General features: G+C 40.9%; 15 protein-coding genes. 11 read left to right on the forward strand and 4 right to left on the reverse strand.

The window, feature by feature from the left end; translation table 11 throughout:
• Window positions 1-963, forward strand: a 963-nt coding sequence (locus BHV72_RS03745) for a CotH kinase family protein (protein WP_286854790.1), incomplete at its 5' end; no start/stop codon positions are given.
• A 130-nt stretch (window positions 964-1,093) separates the two neighbouring features.
• Here the strand turns inward: BHV72_RS03745 and BHV72_RS03750 are convergent.
• Genes BHV72_RS03750 through rnr form a run of 3 tightly spaced genes read right to left on the reverse strand, consistent with a single transcriptional unit; the run spans window position 1,094 to window position 6,124 of the window.
• Window positions 1,094-3,454, reverse strand: a complete 2,361-nt coding sequence (locus BHV72_RS03750) for a glycoside hydrolase family 3 N-terminal domain-containing protein (RefSeq protein ID WP_122264886.1) — start codon at window positions 3,452-3,454, stop codon at window positions 1,094-1,096.
• A 2-nt stretch (window positions 3,455-3,456) separates the two neighbouring features.
• Window positions 3,457-3,936, reverse strand: a complete 480-nt coding sequence (locus tag BHV72_RS03755) for a pyridoxamine 5'-phosphate oxidase family protein (RefSeq protein WP_005676715.1) — start codon at window positions 3,934-3,936, stop codon at window positions 3,457-3,459.
• Between the two features lie 31 nt (window positions 3,937-3,967).
• Entirely contained in the window at window positions 3,968-6,124 is a 2,157-nt protein-coding gene (gene rnr / locus BHV72_RS03760) for a ribonuclease R (RefSeq protein WP_005676714.1), read from the reverse strand.
• A 349-nt stretch (window positions 6,125-6,473) separates the two neighbouring features.
• Between rnr and BHV72_RS03765 the strand changes: the two genes are divergently transcribed.
• The gene (locus tag BHV72_RS03765) at window positions 6,474-7,481 is read left to right on the forward strand and encodes an NAD-dependent epimerase/dehydratase family protein (protein ID WP_286854795.1); all 1,008 of its coding nucleotides are present in this window, start codon (window positions 6,474-6,476) and stop codon (window positions 7,479-7,481) included.
• Complete coding sequence (locus BHV72_RS03770) at window positions 7,472-8,437, forward strand: phosphatase PAP2 family protein (RefSeq protein WP_005682013.1); 966 nt, start codon at window positions 7,472-7,474, stop codon at window positions 8,435-8,437. The genes BHV72_RS03765 and BHV72_RS03770 overlap by 10 nt, the downstream gene beginning before the upstream one ends.
• 55 nt (window positions 8,438-8,492) lie before the next feature.
• On the opposite strand, the gene dusB is transcribed toward BHV72_RS03770, so the two are convergent.
• Window positions 8,493-9,488, reverse strand: coding sequence for a tRNA dihydrouridine synthase DusB (dusB, locus tag BHV72_RS03775; protein ID WP_005676711.1), 996 nt, complete (start codon window positions 9,486-9,488; stop codon window positions 8,493-8,495).
• A gap of 124 nt (window positions 9,489-9,612) precedes the next feature.
• On the opposite strand from dusB, the gene BHV72_RS03780 reads away from it, so the two are divergent.
• The 8 genes from BHV72_RS03780 to BHV72_RS03815 all read left to right on the forward strand — a co-directional run bounded on the left by BHV72_RS03780 (window position 9,613) and on the right by BHV72_RS03815 (window position 21,042).
• The gene (locus BHV72_RS03780) at window positions 9,613-10,902 is read left to right on the forward strand and encodes a peptidase U32 family protein (RefSeq protein WP_005676710.1); all 1,290 of its coding nucleotides are present in this window, start codon (window positions 9,613-9,615) and stop codon (window positions 10,900-10,902) included.
• A 37-nt stretch (window positions 10,903-10,939) separates the two neighbouring features.
• Window positions 10,940-11,341, forward strand: a complete 402-nt coding sequence (locus BHV72_RS03785) for an acyl-CoA thioesterase (protein WP_005676709.1) — start codon at window positions 10,940-10,942, stop codon at window positions 11,339-11,341.
• Window positions 11,338-12,462 carry a DNA-processing protein DprA gene (gene dprA / locus BHV72_RS03790; RefSeq protein WP_182317062.1) on the forward strand — a complete coding sequence of 375 codons (1,125 nt, stop codon included), beginning with the start codon at window positions 11,338-11,340 and terminating at the stop codon, window positions 12,460-12,462. The genes BHV72_RS03785 and dprA overlap by 4 nt, the downstream gene beginning before the upstream one ends.
• Window positions 12,463-12,776: 314 nt before the next feature.
• Window positions 12,777-13,391, forward strand: coding sequence for an RNA polymerase sigma factor (locus BHV72_RS03795; protein ID WP_122264888.1), 615 nt, complete (start codon window positions 12,777-12,779; stop codon window positions 13,389-13,391).
• Window positions 13,392-13,539: 148 nt separating this feature from the next.
• Window positions 13,540-14,616 carry a FecR family protein gene (locus tag BHV72_RS03800; RefSeq protein WP_286854799.1) on the forward strand — a complete coding sequence of 359 codons (1,077 nt, stop codon included), beginning with the start codon at window positions 13,540-13,542 and terminating at the stop codon, window positions 14,614-14,616.
• A 182-nt stretch (window positions 14,617-14,798) separates the two neighbouring features.
• Entirely contained in the window at window positions 14,799-18,173 is a 3,375-nt protein-coding gene (locus tag BHV72_RS03805; protein WP_122295356.1) for a TonB-dependent receptor, read from the forward strand.
• Between the two features lie 18 nt (window positions 18,174-18,191).
• Window positions 18,192-20,099: a RagB/SusD family nutrient uptake outer membrane protein gene (locus BHV72_RS03810; protein ID WP_122295346.1), complete on the forward strand. Its 1,908-nt coding sequence runs from the start codon at window positions 18,192-18,194 to the stop codon at window positions 20,097-20,099.
• A 25-nt stretch (window positions 20,100-20,124) separates the two neighbouring features.
• Window positions 20,125-21,042, forward strand: a complete 918-nt coding sequence (locus BHV72_RS03815; protein ID WP_122264891.1) for a hypothetical protein — start codon at window positions 20,125-20,127, stop codon at window positions 21,040-21,042.
• Window positions 21,043-21,120: the final 78 nt, after the last annotated feature.

The raw sequence follows: 21,120 nt of genomic DNA on the forward strand, positions 1-21,120 counted from the left end.
GGCAATTCAACGTGGGGATATCCTAAAAAGCCTTATCGACTGAAACTTAATAAGAAAGCAGAGATCTGTGGTTTGGGGAAAGCCAAGAATTATGTGTTGTTGGCAAATCATCTTGATCCTACATTAATGCTTAACTCGGTTGCATTCAAGATAGGTCGGCTGCTGGAACTTCCTTTTACCAATCATGCAATTCCTGTAGATGTGGTTTTAAACGGAATTTATAAAGGTTCTTACTTGTTGACCGAACAGATAGAGGTTAAAGAAAACCGTGTAGATTTGGATGAAAACAACAGTGTCATGTGGGAACTTGATTCTTATTGGGATGATGAGCCTAAGTTTAAATCGACTGCATTTAACCTTCCTGTAATGGTGAAAGACCCTGATTTGACCACAGAGCAATTTGAATATTGGAAGAAGGACTTTAATGCATTCACGACACAATTTGCAAAAGAACCGTTAGAAGGAAATAGCTATGTAGACATGATTGATATTGAATCGGTTGCCAAATTTCTGATAACCTTTAACTTGGTACACAACATGGAGATAAATCATCCTAAAAGTGTTTTTCTCCATAAAGAAGGAAATGGCAAGTATGTAATGGGACCTATCTGGGATTTTGATTGGGCGTATGATTATGAAGGTACGAGTAATCATTTTGGACGTTACAACACACCGTTATTTTCAAGTAGCATGAATGGAGTCGGTACGGCATTTTTCCAACGCTTTCTACAAGATAGCCGTGTGAAAGCGATATATAAGAGAACTTGGCAAGATTTCAAGAATAATAAGCTAGATGCATTGTTACAATATGTAGATGATTATGCTGTAATGCTTAAACCCTCTGTGGAAAGGAATAGTGAATTATGGGAAAATACTCGTTCATTCGATACAAAAGTGAAAGAGTTGAAGACGTGGTTAAGGAATAGAGCAGACTATATAGATAGTGAAGTCAGTAAACTTTAATAGAATCAATCTGTTGAACTGATAGATGAAAATAGAAATCTGAAGAACCGGTAATAATTTCTGTTTCACTTTTTAGTGAGGAAAACAAAATTATTACCGGTTCTTATGGATTTATATTATTGATTGGGGTTTATTGCACTTCAAAACTTCCTTTCAACCGTATATCTTGTGATGAAGCTCCTATCATTATTGAAAAACTACCCGGTTCTACCGTAAACTGATTGTTCTTGTCCCATAACCCCAAGTCTTGAGGAGTAAGGGTAAAGCTGATTGTCTGTTCTTCTCCCGGTTGCAAATGAATACGTTCGAAGCCACGTAACACCTTGTCGTAGGTAGTCACACTGCTGAAATCATCCCGAATATAAAGCTGAACTACTTCATCTCCAGCTCTTTTCCCGGTATTCTTTACGATACACGAAAGGGTCATGTTTTCTTGTGGACCTATAACCGGTTTGGAGATCTTCAAGGCTGAATATTCAAAAGTAGTGTAACTTAACCCATATCCGAAAGGATAAAGAACTCCGTCTACACGGACTCTCCCCTTTGAATCGGAGCCGGGTTTGAATGGAAATGCAAATGGAACCTGTCCTACTGACTTCGGGAAAGTTACAGCCAGGCGACCGCCCGGATTGTAATCTCCGAAAAGGACTTTAGCAATAGCATTCCCCATAAATTCACCGGGGAACCAGGCATGCACAATAGCGGGAACGTATTTGTTGGCCCAGTTGATTGTTGCTGCCCTTCCGTCTACCATTACCAAAACTACTGGCTTTCCTGTTGCATATACAGCTTCCAGCAATTGCTGCTGACGCCCGCAGAGATCGAGGCTGGTACGGGAAAATTCCTCCCGAACCGTCTTCTCATTTCCGCCTAATACAAGAATAGCGATGTCCGAAACTTTTGCCAGTTCTACTGCTTCATTAATCATAGCTTGTTCCTGTGTATCCAAAGGAACATTGTATAATTCACTTTCTGGGAAATACTTGTCAATGATGTTACATCCCTTTGCATAGCTGACTTCTGCATTAGGCAGATATTCTTTGATTCCCTGATATACAGTCTTGATAGGAGCATGGGCAGGGCCGTATCTGCACGTCAGTTCCTTCACTTCTTCTGCATTCGGACCGATAACTGCTATTTTGTTGAGGCTCTTGGACAACGGAAGCATCTGATTCTCGTTTTTCAGAAGAACAATAGACTCTAAAGCCGCTTTCATAGATACCTCCTGATGAGCGGCATTGTGTACTACTGTTTCTGGATGACGATCATCACCTGGGTACGGATTATCAAAAAGCCCCAACATAAATTTGACACGTAAGATTTCACCTACACGTTGGTCGAGGGTATGCAAAGAGATTTTTCCTTCGCTGATTGCACGGCGTAAAGGGAGGATAAAATCTTGTGGCGGGGTGAAGTTGGTGCGGATATTCAGTCCTGCATTTACTACTTGTGCCGCCATTTCTTCTTCAGTCGGGGTAATGCGGTGTTTTGTATGCAGGAATTCCACTGCTTCACTGTCCGATACTACATATCCCTTGAACCCCCATTGTTGACGCAGAATTTCAGTAAGGAAATGATAACTCCCGGAGACGGGTTCTCCGTCATAATCATTATAAGAGCTCATTACCCCTAAGGCTCCTGCTTCCTGAATTCCTTTGCGGAAGGGTTCCAAATAAAGAGTCTTCATCTCACGCGGAGCCACGTGCGGGTCGGTACGTGTACCTCCATCACGTCCTCCAACCGGGATACTATAGACGGCAAAATGTTTCGGAGTGGCTGCCAGTCCTTCGGCTTGCAGACCGAGAATCATTTGTTTTCCCAGTTCGCCTGCCAGATAAGGATCTTCGCCATAACTCTCTACTACCCGTCCCCAGCGCGGGTCTTGGGCAATGTCCAGAATCGGGGCGTAAATATTGGTATATCCGAGCGCTTTTGCCTCATCAGCAGTGACTTTCGCAATTTCTCGGATCAGTTTCTTGTTCCACGTGGCACCTTGTCCGCATTGGGCAGGAAACATGGTAGCCCGATTGTGGCACAATCCGCGTATTCCTTCATTGGTAAAGTCAACGGGAATGCCCAACCGTGTCTGTTCTACAAACCAGCGTTGTATTTCGTGGCGGTTCTTTACACTGTTGGCATACGGATAAGAAAGCTCGGAACCGAATTTACCCAATCCGTTCGCCTGTTCGTCAATATTCCCGATACCGTCTTTCCAGATTTCCTTTGACCATTCGGCAGTGGGCCATGCATCTTTCAATACCCGCCCCGAACCGTATAAAGTAGCCATTTGGCAGGTTTTCTCTTCCAGCGTCATTTGCGACAGCAAATCCGCAACACGGGCTTCAATAGGAGCGGCAGGGTCTTCGTATACGTCCTTGACTCCGTTCTTATTAAAGTCAATCCAATTCTTCTTGTATATGTCTTTTGTACTGCCGGCAAAGATGTTGCCGACAGACAGACACAAGGTAAGTCCACATACTAATTTTTTCATATCTATGGCTTTTCATCAGCTCGCAGGCCGAATACTTTTCCCGTCATCCGGTCTACCGGTACTTTCCATACTTTAACATTACGGACAGCCGGATCGGAGTAATTAAATTCATTATTCGTATAATGACACATGATAATGTCCAATGCGCCACGTTTTTCTTCCATGTCTTCAACGAACTCTACTTTTCCGCGACACATCGCACTTTCAGAACGCATACTGTAACTGCAAGCCACTTTTTCGTGCTGATAGACAAGCTTGTGTCCGAGACTAAAAGTGATACAGACATTATTATTGTGTTCCAACATTTCCACTTTACTGCCTTCGGGCCCGGAGTGGAGATAGATAATGCCGTCTTCATAACCGAAGTTCATCGGAACTACGTATGGATTACCTTCCATATCGACTATACCTACAAAACAAACGTCACAATGAAGAATAATAGACTCGATTCTTTGTTTGTCTTCGATGATAAAGGTTTTCATAATGGTTGTTAGCTTCCCCTTTGTGGTGAACTTATTTTTCTATTAATTCAAAATCCAATTGTTTCTTCTCAAGGTTGGCACGTGCTACGCGAACGGTAATAGCATCTCCCAGACTATATATCTTGTTTTTACGACGTCCGCGAAGGCAATAGTTCTTCTCGTCAAATTCGTAATAATCATCATCCAGATCGCGGATGGGCACCAAACCTTCACATTTATTTTCGTTCAGTTCTACGTAGAGTCCCCATTCGGTTACACCGGAGATTACGCCATCGTAAATCTGCCCCAAGCGTTCGCTCATAAATTCTACCTGTTTATATTTGATAGAAGCGCGTTCAGCGTTGGCAGCTATTTGCTCCATGTTCGAACTGTGGTCGCAGAGGTCTTCGTATTTGGCTTCTGATACGCTGCGTCCTCCGTTTATGTACTTCGTCAACAGACGATGTACCATCATATCCGGGAAACGGCGGATCGGTGAGGTGAAGTGAGTGTAATATTCGAATGCCAGTCCGTAGTGGCCGATGTTATGCGTAGAGTAACGCGCTTTCTGCATGGCACGGATAGAAACTGTTTCAATCAGATTCTCTTCTTTCTTACCATGAATATCGTCCAGAAGGTGGTTAATAGACTTTGAAATATCTGTTTTTGTACCGCTTGTACGTACTTTATAGCCGAAACGGGCGATGAACTGCGACAAGTTTTCCAGCTTTTCCGGGTCGGGCAGGTCGTGGATACGGTAAGGGAGCACTTTGGCTTTCTTATTCTTCGGCACACGTCCTACCTTTTCGGCTACGGTTCTGTTGGCAAGCAACATAAATTCTTCTACCAGCTTATTGGCGTCTTTTGACTCCTTGAAGTAAACGCTGATAGGTTTCCCTTTCTCATCGATCTCGAACTTCACTTCGTAACGGTCGAAGTTGATAGCTCCTGCTGAGAAACGTTTTTCGCGAAGTGCTTTGGCGATAGTATCCAGTGTGAGTACTTCTTCCTTGAAGTCTCCTTCTTTTGTCTCGATAATTTGCTGTGCCTCTTCGTAAGTAAAGCGGCGGTCGGAGTTGATAACCGTATGAACGATGCGTGAATCCTTGACTTCACCTTTTTCGGTAATATTGAAGATTACGGAGAAAGCCAGCTTTTCTTCATTCGGGCGGAGGGAACAGATGAAGTTACACAATCGTTCGGGAAGCATCGGAATGGTGCGGTCCACCAGATAGACGGAAGTGGCGCGTTTTTCTGCCTCTTTGTCAATGATTCCTCCTTCTTTCACGTAATGCGTCACATCGGCGATGTGTACACCTACTTCCCACAATCCTTCTTTCAATTTGCGGATAGAAAGTGCATCGTCGAAGTCTTTGGCATCTTTCGGGTCAATAGTGAAAGTGGTAACTTTGCGGAAGTCCTCACGTTTGGCAATCTCTTCGGCTGAAATTTCGGCGGGAATCTTGTCTGCCGCTGTCTCTACCGACTTCGGATAGACATAAGGCAAACCGAATTCGGCAAGAATGGCGTGCATCTCCGTAGTGTTTTCACCGGCTTTGCCAAGTATATCAATGACTTGTCCGATAGGATTTTTTGCCTTGTCCGGCCATTCGGTCACTTTCACAATTGCTTTGTCTCCGGTTTTACCACCTTTCAGCTTTTCTTTCGGGATAAAGATGTCATTGGCAAGTGTACGGTTTTCCGTCACCAGAAAAGCATACGACTTGGCTACTTCCAGTGTACCGACAAATGTATCGTTGGCACGTTCCAGTATTTCTATTACTTCCCCTTCGGCATCCTTGTTTTTACGTTTGGCGTAGAAGGTGATCTTTACTTTGTCGTTGTTCATCGCATGGGCCGAGTTGCGTTCGGCCACAAAGATAGGATCGCCCCCTCCTTCGGGGATGAAGGAATTCTTTCCGTTACTTTTCCGTTGGAAGGTGCCGGTCATCTCTGTTCCATGATTGTTGAGACGGAACTTTCCCTTTTCTATTTCGCTGATATAGTCATCATCCAGCATTTCGTGAAGAATATCGACGCATAGCATTTTCTGCGGGTGAGTGGTGAGATGTAACTCTGAGAAAATATATTTCATGCTCAGCGTCTCGCTTTGTTTGGCATGGAAAAAGTCTATCAATAGCGCGGCTAACTGTTTTTTACTCATTCTCTTGCCGGCTTTCTTCTCTTTCTTTTCTTTCTTTTTCGCCATAATGTAGTCTTTTAAAAATATCTAGTTACAAAGATATAGGAATATTTTCCTTATCGAAACTTTGAGGAAAGAAAAATAACTTTGCAGTCTTGTATTTGATTTTCCGTAATAGGTCAGGTTGGTTCTGATAAGGTATATTACAAAGTTGGGGATAACTCATAATTTTATCGTTGTATTTAAGTGGTATTTAAAGGGTATCGGTTTTTTTCAACGGGTTGAGTGCGACAAATAATAATTGAGAAAAGCAAAATGGCTTTTGTTTTATATTTATTGTATCTTTGTGGCATTATCAAGAAAATGTTTAGTGAGGTACTTTTATTAATATTCACGCAGAACCTAGAGAGTAATAATGGAGAGTGTTTTAATTACGGGCGCAAGCGGTTTTATAGGAAGTTTCATCGTAGAGGAAGCGTTGAAACGAAGGTTTGGTGTGTGGGCAGGGATTCGTTCTACGAGCAGTAAGAAATATTTAAAAAACCGGAAGATTCATTTTCTGGAACTGGACTTTGCGCATCCTAATGAACTTCGTGCCCAACTCTCCGGGTATAAAGGTACTTATAACAAGTTTGATTATATCATTCATTGTGCCGGTGTCACCAAATGCTCTGACAAAAAAACTTTTGATTATGTCAATTATCTCCAGACTAAATATTTTATAGACACGCTGAAAGCGTTGAATATGGTTCCGAAGCAGTTTATATATATCAGCACGTTGAGTGTATTCGGTCCTGTACGTGAGAAGGATTATACTCCGATTGAGGCGGATGATACTCCGGCACCCAATACGGCTTATGGGTTCAGTAAACTGAAAGCGGAACTGTATATTCAGAGTATTCCCGGTTTTCCTTATGTCATTTATCGTCCTACGGGAGTTTACGGACCTCGTGAAACAGATTATTTCCTTATGGCGAAATCTATTCAGAAGCATGTTGATTTCTCAGTGGGTTTCCGGCGTCAAGACCTTACTTTTGTTTATGTGAAAGACATTGTGCAAGCTATTTTCCTGGGAATAGAGAAAAATGTTACCCGTAGAACGTATTTCCTGACAGACGGGAATGTGTATAAGAGTCGTGCGTTTTCGGACCTGATACAAAAAGAATTGGGTAATCCGTTTGTTCTTCATCTGAAATGTCCGTTAATTGTGCTAAAAGTTATATCTTTGCTCGCTGAATTTATTGCTACACGTTCCGGAAAGAGCAGTACACTAAATTCGGATAAATATAAGATAATGAAACAACGCAATTGGCAATGTGACATCATCCCGACAATTAATGAACTGGGATATGCGCCCGAATATGATTTGGAAAAGGGAGTCCATGAAACCATTGCCTGGTATAAAAACGAAGGATGGCTTTAGACTTATTTAAGCGAGTAGAAACCCGGAAAGGGTTGTTTGCTGTGGAGAAGATTACATTGATTTATAATCTGTTGACCTCCATTTTGATTCTATTCCTGTTTCAGCGAATGGATCATCCATGGCACATGTTGCTGGATAGGGCTATGATTGCTGCAATGACTTTTCTGTTGATGTATCTCTACCGGCTTGCTCCCTGTAAGTTTTCGGCGTTTGTACGCATCGTCATTCAGATGAGCCTGCTTTCTTACTGGTATCCGGATACTTTCGAGTTCAACCGGTTCTTTCCGAATCTGGATCATGTCTTCGCTATCACCGAACAGTTTATTTTTAATGGGCAACCTGCTATCTGGTTTTGTCATACGTTCCCGCATCTTCTGGTCAGTGAGGCGTTCAATATGGGATATTTCTTCTATTATCCGATGATGTTGATTGTGGCGTTATTCTATTTCATTTATAGGTTCGAGTGGTTTGAAAAGATGTCTTTTGTGCTTGTCACTTCCTTCTTTATCTATTATCTGATATATATATTCGTACCTGTTGCAGGACCTCAATTCTATTTTCCTGCCATTGGATTTGATAATGTTTCTAAAGGAATTTTTCCGGCTATCGGTGATTATTTCAATCATCATCAGGAATTGCTTCCCGGTCCGGGCTATCAGCATGGGTTCTTTTATAGTTTAGTGGAAGGCTCCCAACAAGTGGGCGAACGGCCTACGGCCGCATTTCCAAGTTCGCATGTCGGCATTTCTACCATTCTGATGATTATGGCATGGCGGGGCAGTAAGAAGCTGTTTGCTTGCCTGATACCTTTCTATATGCTGCTTTGTGGAGCTACTGTATATATTCAGGCTCATTATGTCATTGATGCTATTGTAGGCTTTTTCTCCGCATTCTTGTTGTATGTGGTGGTAACTTGGATGTTTAAAAAGTGGTTTGCGCAACCGATGTTCAAATAAAATAGCATTGCTCCATAATACTATCTTCAAGGATGCAATGCTATAAATATCGTATTTAATTTTTCGGGCTACTTTCTCTGTTGGTGAGTATTTCATTAAATATCTGAAACAGCTCCTCTTTGGTCTCGGCACGTAACATAGCGATGCGGGTGTCACGGAAATTAGGGATTCCTTTGAATAACGGGCTTGCAGCCAAGTGACGGCGCACGTGCAAGATACCTTTGCGTTCGTCGAGTAGGTTTACACTGTCAATCACTTCCTGGCGGAGGACTTCCATACACCATTCAAAACTTAGTGGCGGCAGTTCCTCGCCTGTCTCCAGATAATGCTTCATCTCTTTAAATATCCATGGACGGCCGAAGCTGGCACGGCCTATCATAACAGCGTCCACTCCATAACGGTCGAAACACTCCTTGCAGCGTTGAGGCGTTGTCACATCCCCGTTGCCGATGATCGGGATATGCATCCGCGGATTATTTTTTACTTCTCCTATCAGCGTCCAGTCCGCTTCTCCGGTGTACATTTGTGCACGGGTACGACCGTGTATGGTTAATGCGGCAATACCGCAATCCTGTAACTGTTCTGCCAGCTCTACGATAATTTTGTTGTTGGCGTCCCACCCCAGACGGGTTTTCACCGTTACGGGGATTTTTACCGCATCCACTACAGCACGGGTAATCTCCAGCATTTGAGGGATATTCTGCAACATTCCTGCTCCGGCACCCTTTCCGGCCACTCTTTTCACCGGGCATCCGAAGTTAATATCCAAAATATCAGGCTGTGCCTGTTCCACAATCTTTGCGGCTTCCACCATGGTTTCCGTATCTTTGCCGTATATCTGAATGGCGACGGGACGTTCTTCATCACTGATGTTTAACTTCTGCGCTGTCTTGCTGACAGCACGTATCAGTGCGTCACTCGATACAAATTCAGTATATACCATGTCCGCTCCGAACTTTTTGCACATCAGGCGGAAAGCCGGGTCGGTCACGTCTTCCATGGGAGCAAGCAGGATAGGATGTTTTCCCAAGTCTATATGGTTAATCTTCATATACGATTTTGTTATTTGCTGTTTATGATTGAAGTAACTTCTTCTTTTCGCTGCAAAAATACGGAAAAAAGCCTACCTTTGTACGCATTCATTTGCTTAACTGATACAAATAAGTATATATTCTATGAGTCTTAGTTTGAAAGATTTTGAAATTATGGCTCCTGTAGGTTCGCGCGAATCTCTAGCTGCGGCCATTCAGGCAGGTGCCGATTCTATCTATTTCGGTATAGAAAACTTGAATATGCGTGCCCGTTCGGCCAATACGTTCACGATTGATGACTTGCGGGAAATAGCCCGCACGTGCGATGAGCACGGGATGAAAAGCTACCTGACGGTGAACACCATTATCTATGATAAAGATATTCCTTTAATGCATACGATTGTCGATGCGGCTAAGGAAGCGGGAATTTCGGCTGTGATTGCGGCTGATGTTGCAGTGATGGACTATGCCCGCCGGATAGGGCAGGAGGTGCATCTTTCCACCCAGCTGAATATCTCCAATGCAGAAGCGTTGAAATTCTATGCCCGGTTTGCTGATGTAGTGGTACTGGCCCGTGAATTGAATCTGGAACAGGTAGCGGAGATTTACCGGCAGATACAGGAAGAACATATCTGCGGTCCGAGTGGCGAACAGCTTCGTATTGAAATGTTCTGTCATGGTGCGCTCTGTATGGCTGTTTCGGGTAAATGCTATCTTTCTTTGCATGAGATGAACCATTCTGCCAACCGGGGTGCTTGTATGCAGGTGTGTCGTCGTTCTTATACCGTTCGTGATAAGGAAACGGATGTGGAATTGGATATTGATAACGAATATATCATGTCGCCGAAAGACCTGAAAACTATTCATTTTATGAATAAGATGTTGGATGCAGGTGTGCGTGTGTTCAAGATTGAAGGTCGTGCCCGTGGACCTGAGTATGTGCGCACAGTGGTGGAATGCTACAAAGAAGCTATCAAAGCCTATCTGGAAGATACCTTTACTGATGAAAAGATTGCAGCATGGGATGAACGCCTGAAGACCGTTTTCAACCGTGGTTTCTGGGACGGCTACTATCTCGGACAGCGTTTGGGAGAATGGACCCGCAATTATGGATCGGCGGCAACGGAACGTAAGATTTACGTGGGAAAAGGGATCAAATACTTCTCTAACATCGGAGTCTCCGAGTTTTTGGTTGAAGCTGCCGAGGTTAGCGTAGGCGACAAACTGTTGATTACAGGACCGACTACCGGCGCTGTTTTTATGACATTGGATGAAGCGCGTGTTGATCTGGAACCGGTGCAGACCGTAAAGAAAGGGCAGCATTTCTCTATGAAGTCGGATAAGATACGTCCGAGTGACAAACTGTATAAACTGGTATCTACCGAAGAACTGAAAAAGTTTAAAGGGCTGGATATCGAACAGAAAAGAGGCTAGCTCCGGTCATTATTCTCTAATCTTTAATTCACGATAAATGAACTATATCTATGAATTGGAAATGAAGGTGCGTGATTATGAATGCGACCTTCAAGGTATTGTCAATAATGCCAACTATCAGCATTATCTGGAACATACCCGGCATGAATTTCTGACCTCGGTCGGCGTTAGCTTTGCAGCGCTTCATGAGCAGGGAGTCGATCCCGTAGTAGCACGTATCAATATGGCTTTCAAAACTCCGTTGAAGAGTGGAGATGAATTTGTATCCAAGCTATATATGAAGAAAGAAGGCATTAAGTATGTGTTCTATCAGGATATTTTCCGGAAAAGTGATAATAAAGTAGTAGTGAAATCCACTGTTGAAACGGTATGTGTAGTAAATGGACGTTTGAGTGACAGCGAATTGTTTGATAACGTCTTTGCACCTTACCTGAAATGAATAGCTCCGAAGAAGAACAAATTTATAGTATTGCTTTGACAATGGTGCCCGGTATCGGGCATATTGGAGCGAAACATTTGATGGACGAGGCGGGAAGTGCCGGGTTCATATTCCATAACCGCGAGGCACTTCTTGAATGTGTTTCGGGAATAAGTCGGCGTGTAGTGAATGCGTTGGATTGCCCGCAAGCCATTGACCGTGCGAAGCAGGAATTTGATTTTGTTCAGAAGAATAATATTCGTTGCCTGACCATAACCGACGAGGAGTATCCTTCCCGATTGAGAGAGTGTGAGGATGCTCCCGTTGTTCTTTTCTTCAAAGGAAATACAGATTTGAATGCCCTCCGTGTCGTTAATATGGTAGGTACTCGTCATGCTACTGATTATGGAACCCGTATCTGTGCTTCTTTTTTGCACGATCTGAAAGTACTGTGCCCTGATGTCTTGGTAGTCAGTGGCTTGGCTTATGGAGTCGATATAAACGCTCATCGTGCAGCATTAGCCAATCAGCTTTCTACGGTAGGAGTTCTTGCTCATGGCTTGGATCGCATCTATCCCTATGTGCATCGAAAGACAGCTATTGATATGCTTGATAATGGTGGGCTGTTAACTGAATTCCTGACCGGAACGAATCCCGACCGCCATAACTTTGTCAGCCGCAACCGTATCGTTGCCGGTATGTGTGACGCTACAATTGTTATTGAGTCTGCCGAGAAGGGTGGTTCGTTAATCACTGCCGAACTTGCAGAAGGCTATCACCGGGACTGCTTTGCTTTCCCGGGACGCCTGAATGATGAATATTCCAAAGGTTGTAACCAACTGATTCGGGATAATAAGGCTTCTTTACTTCTTTCGGCAGAAGATTTTGTATCGGCAATGGGTTGGGATATTGCTGCTCATCCGGCGAAAGTGGAAAATGTGCAACGCAGTCTTTTCCTTGACTTATCCGAGGACGAGCAAAAGGTGGTTGATATTCTGGAGAAACAAGGAGATTTACAGATTAATACATTAGTTGTTGAAGCAGATATTCCTGTACAGAAAATGAATGCAATTCTTTTCGAACTTGAAATGAAAGGTGTAATTCGTGTATTGGTGGGAGGAATGTATCAATTATTAGCTTAGTTTGTCATAAACATAAAAAAAGGAGCAACGCTTTGCTCCAACCTTTGTTAACCTTAAATCTAATACTATGAAAAAAATCACATGACAAATGTAAGCCTTCATTGTATTTCTTCCAAATAATTCTATTGCATTTGTTTCTCTTTTAAATTCTTTCACTGATTTTCACTGTTATCGGACACGATGCACTTCTATCCCACTTATTGGAAGGTTTTTGAGTATTTCAACGAGTAATTTTTCTCATAAAAAAATAGGATTTTTTTTAATCTTTGAATATTTAAAGTATATTTGCGCTATGTCTATAGAAAATGAAAAGCATGGCTGCCTCTAGTGAAATGGATGATATTGCTTTGTGGGGCCTTTTGATAAAAGGCGATCAAAAAGCATTGGAAATACTTTATCAAAGATATTATTCTCTTCTGTTGAATTATGGTTTGAGATGCAGTACAGATAAAGAATTGGTCAAAGATTGTATCCAGGATCTTTTTATAAACTTATATCAGAATACTCACATTAATGTGACAAACATAACAGTCCGTTCTTATCTATTAAAAGCTTTAAGAAATAATCTCACCTATAAATTAGCAACTAATAAAGAAGCGGATTCATTAGATGACTCAGTTTTTCATATTCCGCTCAATGAAGATCTATTTGAACAGTTATTTCCTAAGAATGATCATGATCTGCAACTGGCCCGTCGTCTTTTGGTGGCAATCTCACAGTTATCTCCGAATCAAAAAACAGTTCTTTATTTACGTTACGTGCAGGAACTCTCATATAAGGAAATAGCGGATGTTATGGATATGAACATACAATCGTCTATGAATTTGTCTAGCCGGGCTTTAACTAAACTGCGCACTCTAGTAACTCAAGACGAATACTTTTTGGGTGTATGGCAATTGTTTTTTCTTAAAATAATATTATCTCTTTGAAAGGGAAAAAATATTTTCTTTGTAATTTGTTGATTATTATATAGATATATCCTTTTTCTGACTCTATTGTTTTTTTCTGCAAAAAAAATGCTGTAAAAGTGAGTAGGTTTTTCTTTTAATTCCATTCTAATTATAAAAGAGGATAAAAATGAAATATAGTAAAATAGATATCAGGAATACTGTACGCAATCTTATAGATTATTTCAAGATGCAAAACGAAGTTCCTTCTCAAAAGGAAATAGTTGAAGTATGGAGTAAAATAAAAGAAGGAGTTGAAAAGAAAAAACAAAGAAGGAAAGAACGATATATACTTGTGGCAATTACTTCTGCAGCTGCTTTTATAGGGTGTATATGGTTGGGAATTGAATGGTATTCTTTTAATAATAAGTCCGATATTTCCGTGATAGCAGCACGAATGTCTAATGAATCTATAGAAGGAGAGGATATTCGTTTGATTGTCTCTGAGAAAGAAGTTCATCATGTAAAGAAGGGGGCTACAGTAGCTTATTCACAAGAGGGAATTGTGAGTGTAGATGAAGAAAAGGTATCTAAGAATACTACAAAAGATTTATACGACCAGATTATTGTTCCTAAAGGTAAATATACCCGTTTGATTCTTGCTGATGGTTCTAGTTTGCATATTAATGCGGGTACGAAAGTGATTTATCCTAAACGTTTTGAGAAAAACAGACGTGAAATCTTTGTAGATGGAGAAATTTTTATTGATGTGAAACGAGATGAATCTGCTCCTTTTATTGTGAAAACGGCACAATTTGACGTACAAGTATTAGGGACTGCTTTTGATATAAAGGCTTATAGCGGCACATTTGAAAATGCAGAAGTTGTTTTAGTACGTGGTAAAGTAAATGTGAAAAGCAAATCGGGTAAGGAACTGGTTCTTTCACCTGATAATAAAGCTACAATATTGTCTGATGGTCTGATCGAAGAGTCTTCTGTAAATGCGGAAGAATACGTACTTTGGACTAAAGGAATATTGTCTCTGAATAATGATCCGTTGAATGTAATTTTAGCCAAACTGGGTCGATATTATGGAGTTGATATTGATTGTACAGATGATATTTCAACTATAAAGATAGCAGGTAAAATAGACTTGGAGTGTGGCATAGAAGCAGCATTGAAAAGAATATCTGCTACAGGAGGATTCTCTTTCTTGAAGCAAGAGAGTGCCTACATGCTAAAGCCTCTGGAGAAAATTGTACAATAGATTTTAAAACCGAATGTTTAATCTTAAAAAAGGAATACGTATGATAACATGAAAAGATTTGCCTAATTAGAAAATCCGAGTAATACTGCACATATTACCCGGATAAAGTGAAAAACACCGAGTTACTGGTATTATATCAATCTTACAAAATTATGGAAAAAAAGTTGAAAAACGCAATCATAATGAATCGATTAACGAAAATTATGTTTGTACTGGGATTTCTATTGACTTCAGTGTGGAGTTATTCGAGCAATTCCGTATATGCACAAAATCAAAAATTCTCTTTTGAATTTAAACAAACCTCTATTAAAACGATTTTTCAATACATTGAAAAACATAGTGAGTTTATATTTATGTATCGTACAGATCTGCTCGATACATCTAAGAAAGTCTCTGTGAAAGTAGAAAAACAGAGTATAGAACAGATACTTGAGCAAGTGCTGAAAGGAACATCTGTTGTATATGAAATAAATGATCGGCAGATTGTCCTAAAGAAAGGATTGGAACGGTCGGAAGAAGTTCCTCAGCAGTCAAGGCAGAACAAACTGATTCAGGGACTTGTCAAAGACGATAAAGGAGATGTTATTATCGGTGCGACTATCAAAGTAAAAGGAACAACCATAGGTACTACTACCAATATGGATGGGCTTTATAATTTGTCGGTTCCATCAGAAAATTCAATTTTGATAGTTTCTTACATTGGTTACGCTACACAGGAAATAAAAGTAGGAAACCGCCAGAATATTATTATTACATTACAAGAAGATGCCAAAAACTTAGAGGAAGTTGTGGTTACAGCATACGGAACCGGACAGAAAAAGGCTAGTATGGTAGGTTCAGTACAATCTATACGACCGGCCGATCTGAAAGTTCCTGCGTCTAATCTTTCCACTTCTTTTGCCGGACGTTTGGCCGGTGTGATTGCTGTGCAACGTAGTGGTGAACCGGGAGCTGATGGCGCTAACTTTTGGATTCGTGGTGTCTCTACACTTGGTAGTGCAAGTACTTCTCCGCTGATCATTATTGATGGTATTGAATCAACTACAACTGACTTGAATGCTCTTGACCCGGAAGTCATTGATGGATTCTCAATTCTGAAGGATGCAACAGCAACTGCAATGTATGGTATGCGTGGTGCTAATGGTGTGATGATTGTGACGACTAAGTCTGGCGCTGCTTTGGATAAACCGATTATTAATTTTCGTATGGAAGCCAGCATGTCTACGCCTACCAGCATACCTGAGTTTGTAGATGGCGTTACTTTTATGGAACTTTATAATGAGGCTGTACGTAATCAGCCGGCAGGAAAAGAAGCTTATACACAAGAACGTATTGACGGAACCCGCCAAGGCCTGAATCCTTATATTTTCCCGAATGTTGACTGGTATGGTGAGATGTTTAAGGACCGTTCGTTCAGTGAAACATTCAATTTTAATATTCGGGGTGGTGGTAAAAAGGTGGATTATTTTTCCAGCATCTCTGTAGGGCATGAGAGTGGTATGCTGAAAAGTCGTTCTAAAGATTTCTTTTCATTCGATAACAATATCAGTCGAATGCGCTATTCTTTTCAGAACAATATCAATGCACGTTTGGGTAAAACATCCAAATTATCTTTGAGATTGAACGTAATGTTGGTAGATAAACGTGGTCCGAATGAAAGTACAAGTAGTTTGTTCTCTAGCGTAATGAATACAAATCCTGTAGATGCTCCGATTATGTTTCCGGATGATGGAACAACTTCTTATATTAAATGGGGAGTACCTACGAATACTGCAGTAAATCCATTAGCGACAATGGTAAATGGATATGATGATACGTTTCAGAGTACGGTAACAGCTTCATTGAATTTTGACCAAAAATTGGATTTCTTGGTGGATGGTTTGACTTTTAAGGCTATGGCTTCTTTAAAGAATTTCAGCCAATCTGTTCAGACCCGATATTCTGATTGGAATAAGTTTACTGTTAATAACTGGTCTCTCAATGATGATGGTACCTATAATATGGAGGTGATTCAGGAAGGTGCTGAAGTAGGAACTGAGCTTAAAACAAAAAGTAGCAATACTGGTGATCGGCGTATTTACTTACAAGCGATGTTAGAATACAATCGTACATTCGGAAAGCATGATGTGGGGGCTTTGCTGATTTATAATCAGGATGAATATATGAATAATAATCCGGGAACAGACTTATTAGTGGCTCTTCCGACTCGTCGTCAAGGAATTGCAGCCAGAGCATCGTATGCATACGATGGACGTTATTTGGCTGAAGTAAACTTGGGATACAACGGCTCTGAAAATTTTGCGAAGGGGAATCGTTTCGGTCTCTTTCCTTCTATAGCTGTCGGATATAATATTAGTGAAGAAAAATTCTTTCAACCATTGAGAAACGTAATTTCCAGAATGAAAGTCAGAGCTTCGTACGGATTAGTTGGTAATGGTAATATTGGCGGACAACGTTTTGCCTATTTAGCTGATGTTGATTTAACGGGAAGTCCTGCTTTTACGACTGGCATTAATATGGACAGGACATTGACAGGCCCGTCATATAAACGTTTTGCCAATTATGATTTAGGTTGGGAAGTTGGAAAGAAGTATAATATTGGATTGGATATGACATTGTTTAATAATCTAAATTTGACGGTGGATGTATTTCGTGAAGACCGAACAGATATTTTCCAGACGAAGGCGACTATTCCTTCTTATTTAGGAGTATACGGGACTAGCTACTATGTAAATAGTGCAGCCGTACGGAATCAAGGAATTGACGCTTCTATTGATTTCGGTCATCAGTTCAACAAAGACTTTAGTATGACATTCAAAGGAACATTCACCTATGCACACAATGAGATCAGGGCATACGAAGAATCTGTAGGAGATCGTGCTAATCTTTCCAGAATTGGTTACAGTACCTCTCAACAATGGGGATACGTATCTGATTATCTGTTTGCTGATCAGGCTGAGATAAATAATCACCCGTCCCAGTTGATTGGAGGTACTGTTGGCCCGGGTGACATAAAATATGTCAATCAGCCTAATGTATATGGAGTATATGATGATATTATTGATAAAAATGACATGGTGCCTATTGGCAATCCGACTACTCCTGAAATTGTTTACGGATTTGGACCGTCATTTCATTATAAAGGTTTTGATTTATCTTTCTTCTTTCAGGGAGTGGCCAAGACTTCTTTGTTTATGAGTGGTCTGCAACCTTTCGGCACAATGACAGATAACAAGAACGTACAGACATTCATTGCCGATGACAGATGGAGTCCTGAAAATCAAAACATATTTGCGAAATATCCACGTTTAACTATTGAGAGAAGTGCTAATAATTCTGCGACTTCTACATATTGGGAGCGAGATGGTGCTTTCTTGAAATTGAAGAATGCAGAAATTGGATATACCTTTAAATCTATGCGCTTATACTTACGCGGTTCTAATTTGCTGACTTTCTCCAAGTTTAAATTATGGGATCCCGAACAAGGTGGTGGTAATGGACTAAAATACCCGACCCAACGTGTATTTAATATTGGTTTTCAGATGACTATAAAATAACCTTTAAATATAATAGATATGAAACTTATTGATAAATACTTGATACTTCTATGTGTCTTTGTATGTTGCTCTTGTAATTATCTGGATATTGTGCCTGATGAGAAACCTACAGAAGAAGATGCATTCAAGAATCCTCAGTTAACTGAACGTTATCTTTATTCTTGCTATTCTTATATTCCCGATCCCAGAGACGGTTCTTACAGTTTGGATTTGATGACGGGGGATGATGTTGTCACTCCTTGGGAGCATGAAACGTTCGGAAAATTTGCACAAGGTAATTATACACCAAGCAATCCTTATATTAATTATTGGCACGATTTGTTTAAAGGCATCCGCCAATGTTATTTGCTTAAAGAGAATTTGGGAAGCGTGCCAGGGCTGAGTGACGAATTGAAAGCTGCTTATGATGCGGAAGCAGATTTCTTAATTGCTTTCTATCATTTTTTTCTTTTACGTACCTACGGTCCCGCAGTCTTGGTGAAAGAACTTCCGGATGTTACATCCTCTGATTCTCCGGAAGCACTGTTAGGACGAAATTCGTATGATGAGTGCGTGGCATGGGTTACGGATCAATTGAAGAATGTGGCGGGACGCTTGCCGATGCGCCGTACGGGAATTGATTATGGAAGAGCTACTGGTGTGGCAGCTATGGCTATCCGTGCACGACTGTTGCTGTATGCGGCTTCACCGCAATTCAATGGTGGCGAACAATTTAAATCTTTATATGCTGATTTTAAGAATCCGGATGGAACTCAGTTAATCAGTACCACTTACGACCCAAACAAATGGGTGATAGCTGCTCAAGCTTGTAAGGAGGCAATAGACTGGGCTAGGGAGCCGGAGGCAAACTATGACTTGTATGAAGCTAACGTAAACTCTTTGCCTAACTATCCCGAACCGACAGATTTGACACAACGTTCTTTACGTTTTACGTTTGTTGATAAAGACAATACTCCGGAGGTAATTTGGGCATTCTGCAAAAAGGAAAGTTATAATTATGGTCTTCAAGGTAAGTCTATTCCTCGTTTAAGTACTACTGCTTACGGTGGCTTGGCGCCTACATTGAGGCAAATAGAACGCTTCTATACTAAAAACGGACTTCCGATAGACGAAGATCCAGCTTACGATTATCCTAACCGCTATGAAGTGGCCAACTTTCCGGTTGAAGAGAAGGATATAAATGGAGAAGGAGAAAGTCTTAAGTTGAACATGGGCAGAGAACCTCGCTTTTATGCTTGGATTGCTTTTCACAACGGCTATTATGAGGTATCGGGAGAAGATGATAGAGAAGAGTTTTCATATGCGCCAAAATGGAAAAGGGGAAAAGATAAGAAGTATAAGCAACTGGTACAATTTATGAAACGACAGAATATGGGGCTGACCAACGATAATAAGTATGGAACGAAAACCGGTTATCTGAATAAGAAAGGTACTCATCCGGGAACAAGTGCCTCTAAATCTACTGGCTTTAAAGTGATAGATTATCCGTGGCCTATGGTCCGCTTGGCAGAGCTTTATCTAAACTATGCAGAAGCTTGTGTGGAATGTAATGATTTGACAGAAGCAAAGAAATATTTGAATTATGTCCGCGAAAGAGCCGGTATACCTAAAGTGGAAGTTTCTTGGGATGGAATTGCAGAGCTTACACAAGATAAATTGAGGGAAATAGTTCATCAGGAACGCTTAATCGAACTTTATCTTGAAAATCATAATTTCTGGGATATACGTCGCTGGGGAATAGCAGAGACGTTAGGTGAACAGCCGAAAGGACTTTCTGTCCAGGCTACAACTATAACAGAATTTGCCAAACCGGTATCAGTAGATGTGCAGCGTCGTTTTATTCCGGCTCATTATTTAATGCCGCTTCCTATCAGTGAGATTAATAAGAATCCCAATATGGTACAAAATCCGGGATATGACGAATAATTGTTATACATAAAGATTCTATAAAATGAAAGTAATAAAATATATACTACCCCTCCTCAGTTTAGGATTGATCGTTGCAGCATGTAATTCTGACGATGAAGAAAGTATTGCCGCTACTGAAATTCAGAACTTAACAACACAAAGTGCTCCCGGTTCCATTACGTTAACATGGGAGTATGCTGGTGAAGAAGATGATAATATGACTCGTTTGGTTGAGATACGATATTATGATCCGGCTGTAAAGAAAAATGTCAAAAAGACAGCCAGTAGATTCAGTAACTCATTTACGATAGATAATGCCCTCAAAAGATATGGCGAATATGAGTTCGAGGTACAACCTTTTAGTACAACTTTTACGCCAGGAGTGATACAACGGATTTCTGGAGTTGCAGAACGAGCTCCGGTTATTGATGAAAAAACATCTACGGAGTTGACTATTACAATTGATAATTTGACTTTGGGAGGGTTTAAGCCCGATGGTGTTACTACTATTCCGCAGTCTAGTTGTATTGGTGACAATAATGGTCCGGAACGCTTGCTTGATAACAATACTAGTACTTTCTTGAATACTGCATATTCTGGAGTACCTGCAGGAACAACCTACTATTTGGATATTGTATATCCGAAATCTCAGAAGTATTTGAAGTTTTCGTATATAAATAGAAGTGCTGGTAGTTTTCCGGCGGAGATAGAATGTTCTGTCAAGGTAAATGAAGACGATGAATGGACTCAGGTAAAAACATTGACAACAGTGGCCGACGGGTTACCTGAAGCTGCATCAGCGGCATATTCTTCTGATGTATATGAAGCTCCTTTCGAGTTCAATTATCTTCGTTTTCATGTAAAGAAGACCCATACGGGTAAAGTGAATTTCTCAATGGCGGAGTTTCGTGTTTACAATGTAGAACACTATTTTTATGATCCGGAAGCTACCGAAGAATAAATGGGTCTATAGCATATCTTTAAGGAGGATGTATTTAATACATCCTCCTTACTAAAACATTCATATTATATCTATATC

The organism is Bacteroides sp. 43_46 (assembly GCF_001915455.1).
In the GTDB taxonomy this organism is placed as follows: Bacteria; Bacteroidota; Bacteroidia; order Bacteroidales; family Bacteroidaceae; genus Bacteroides; species Bacteroides caccae.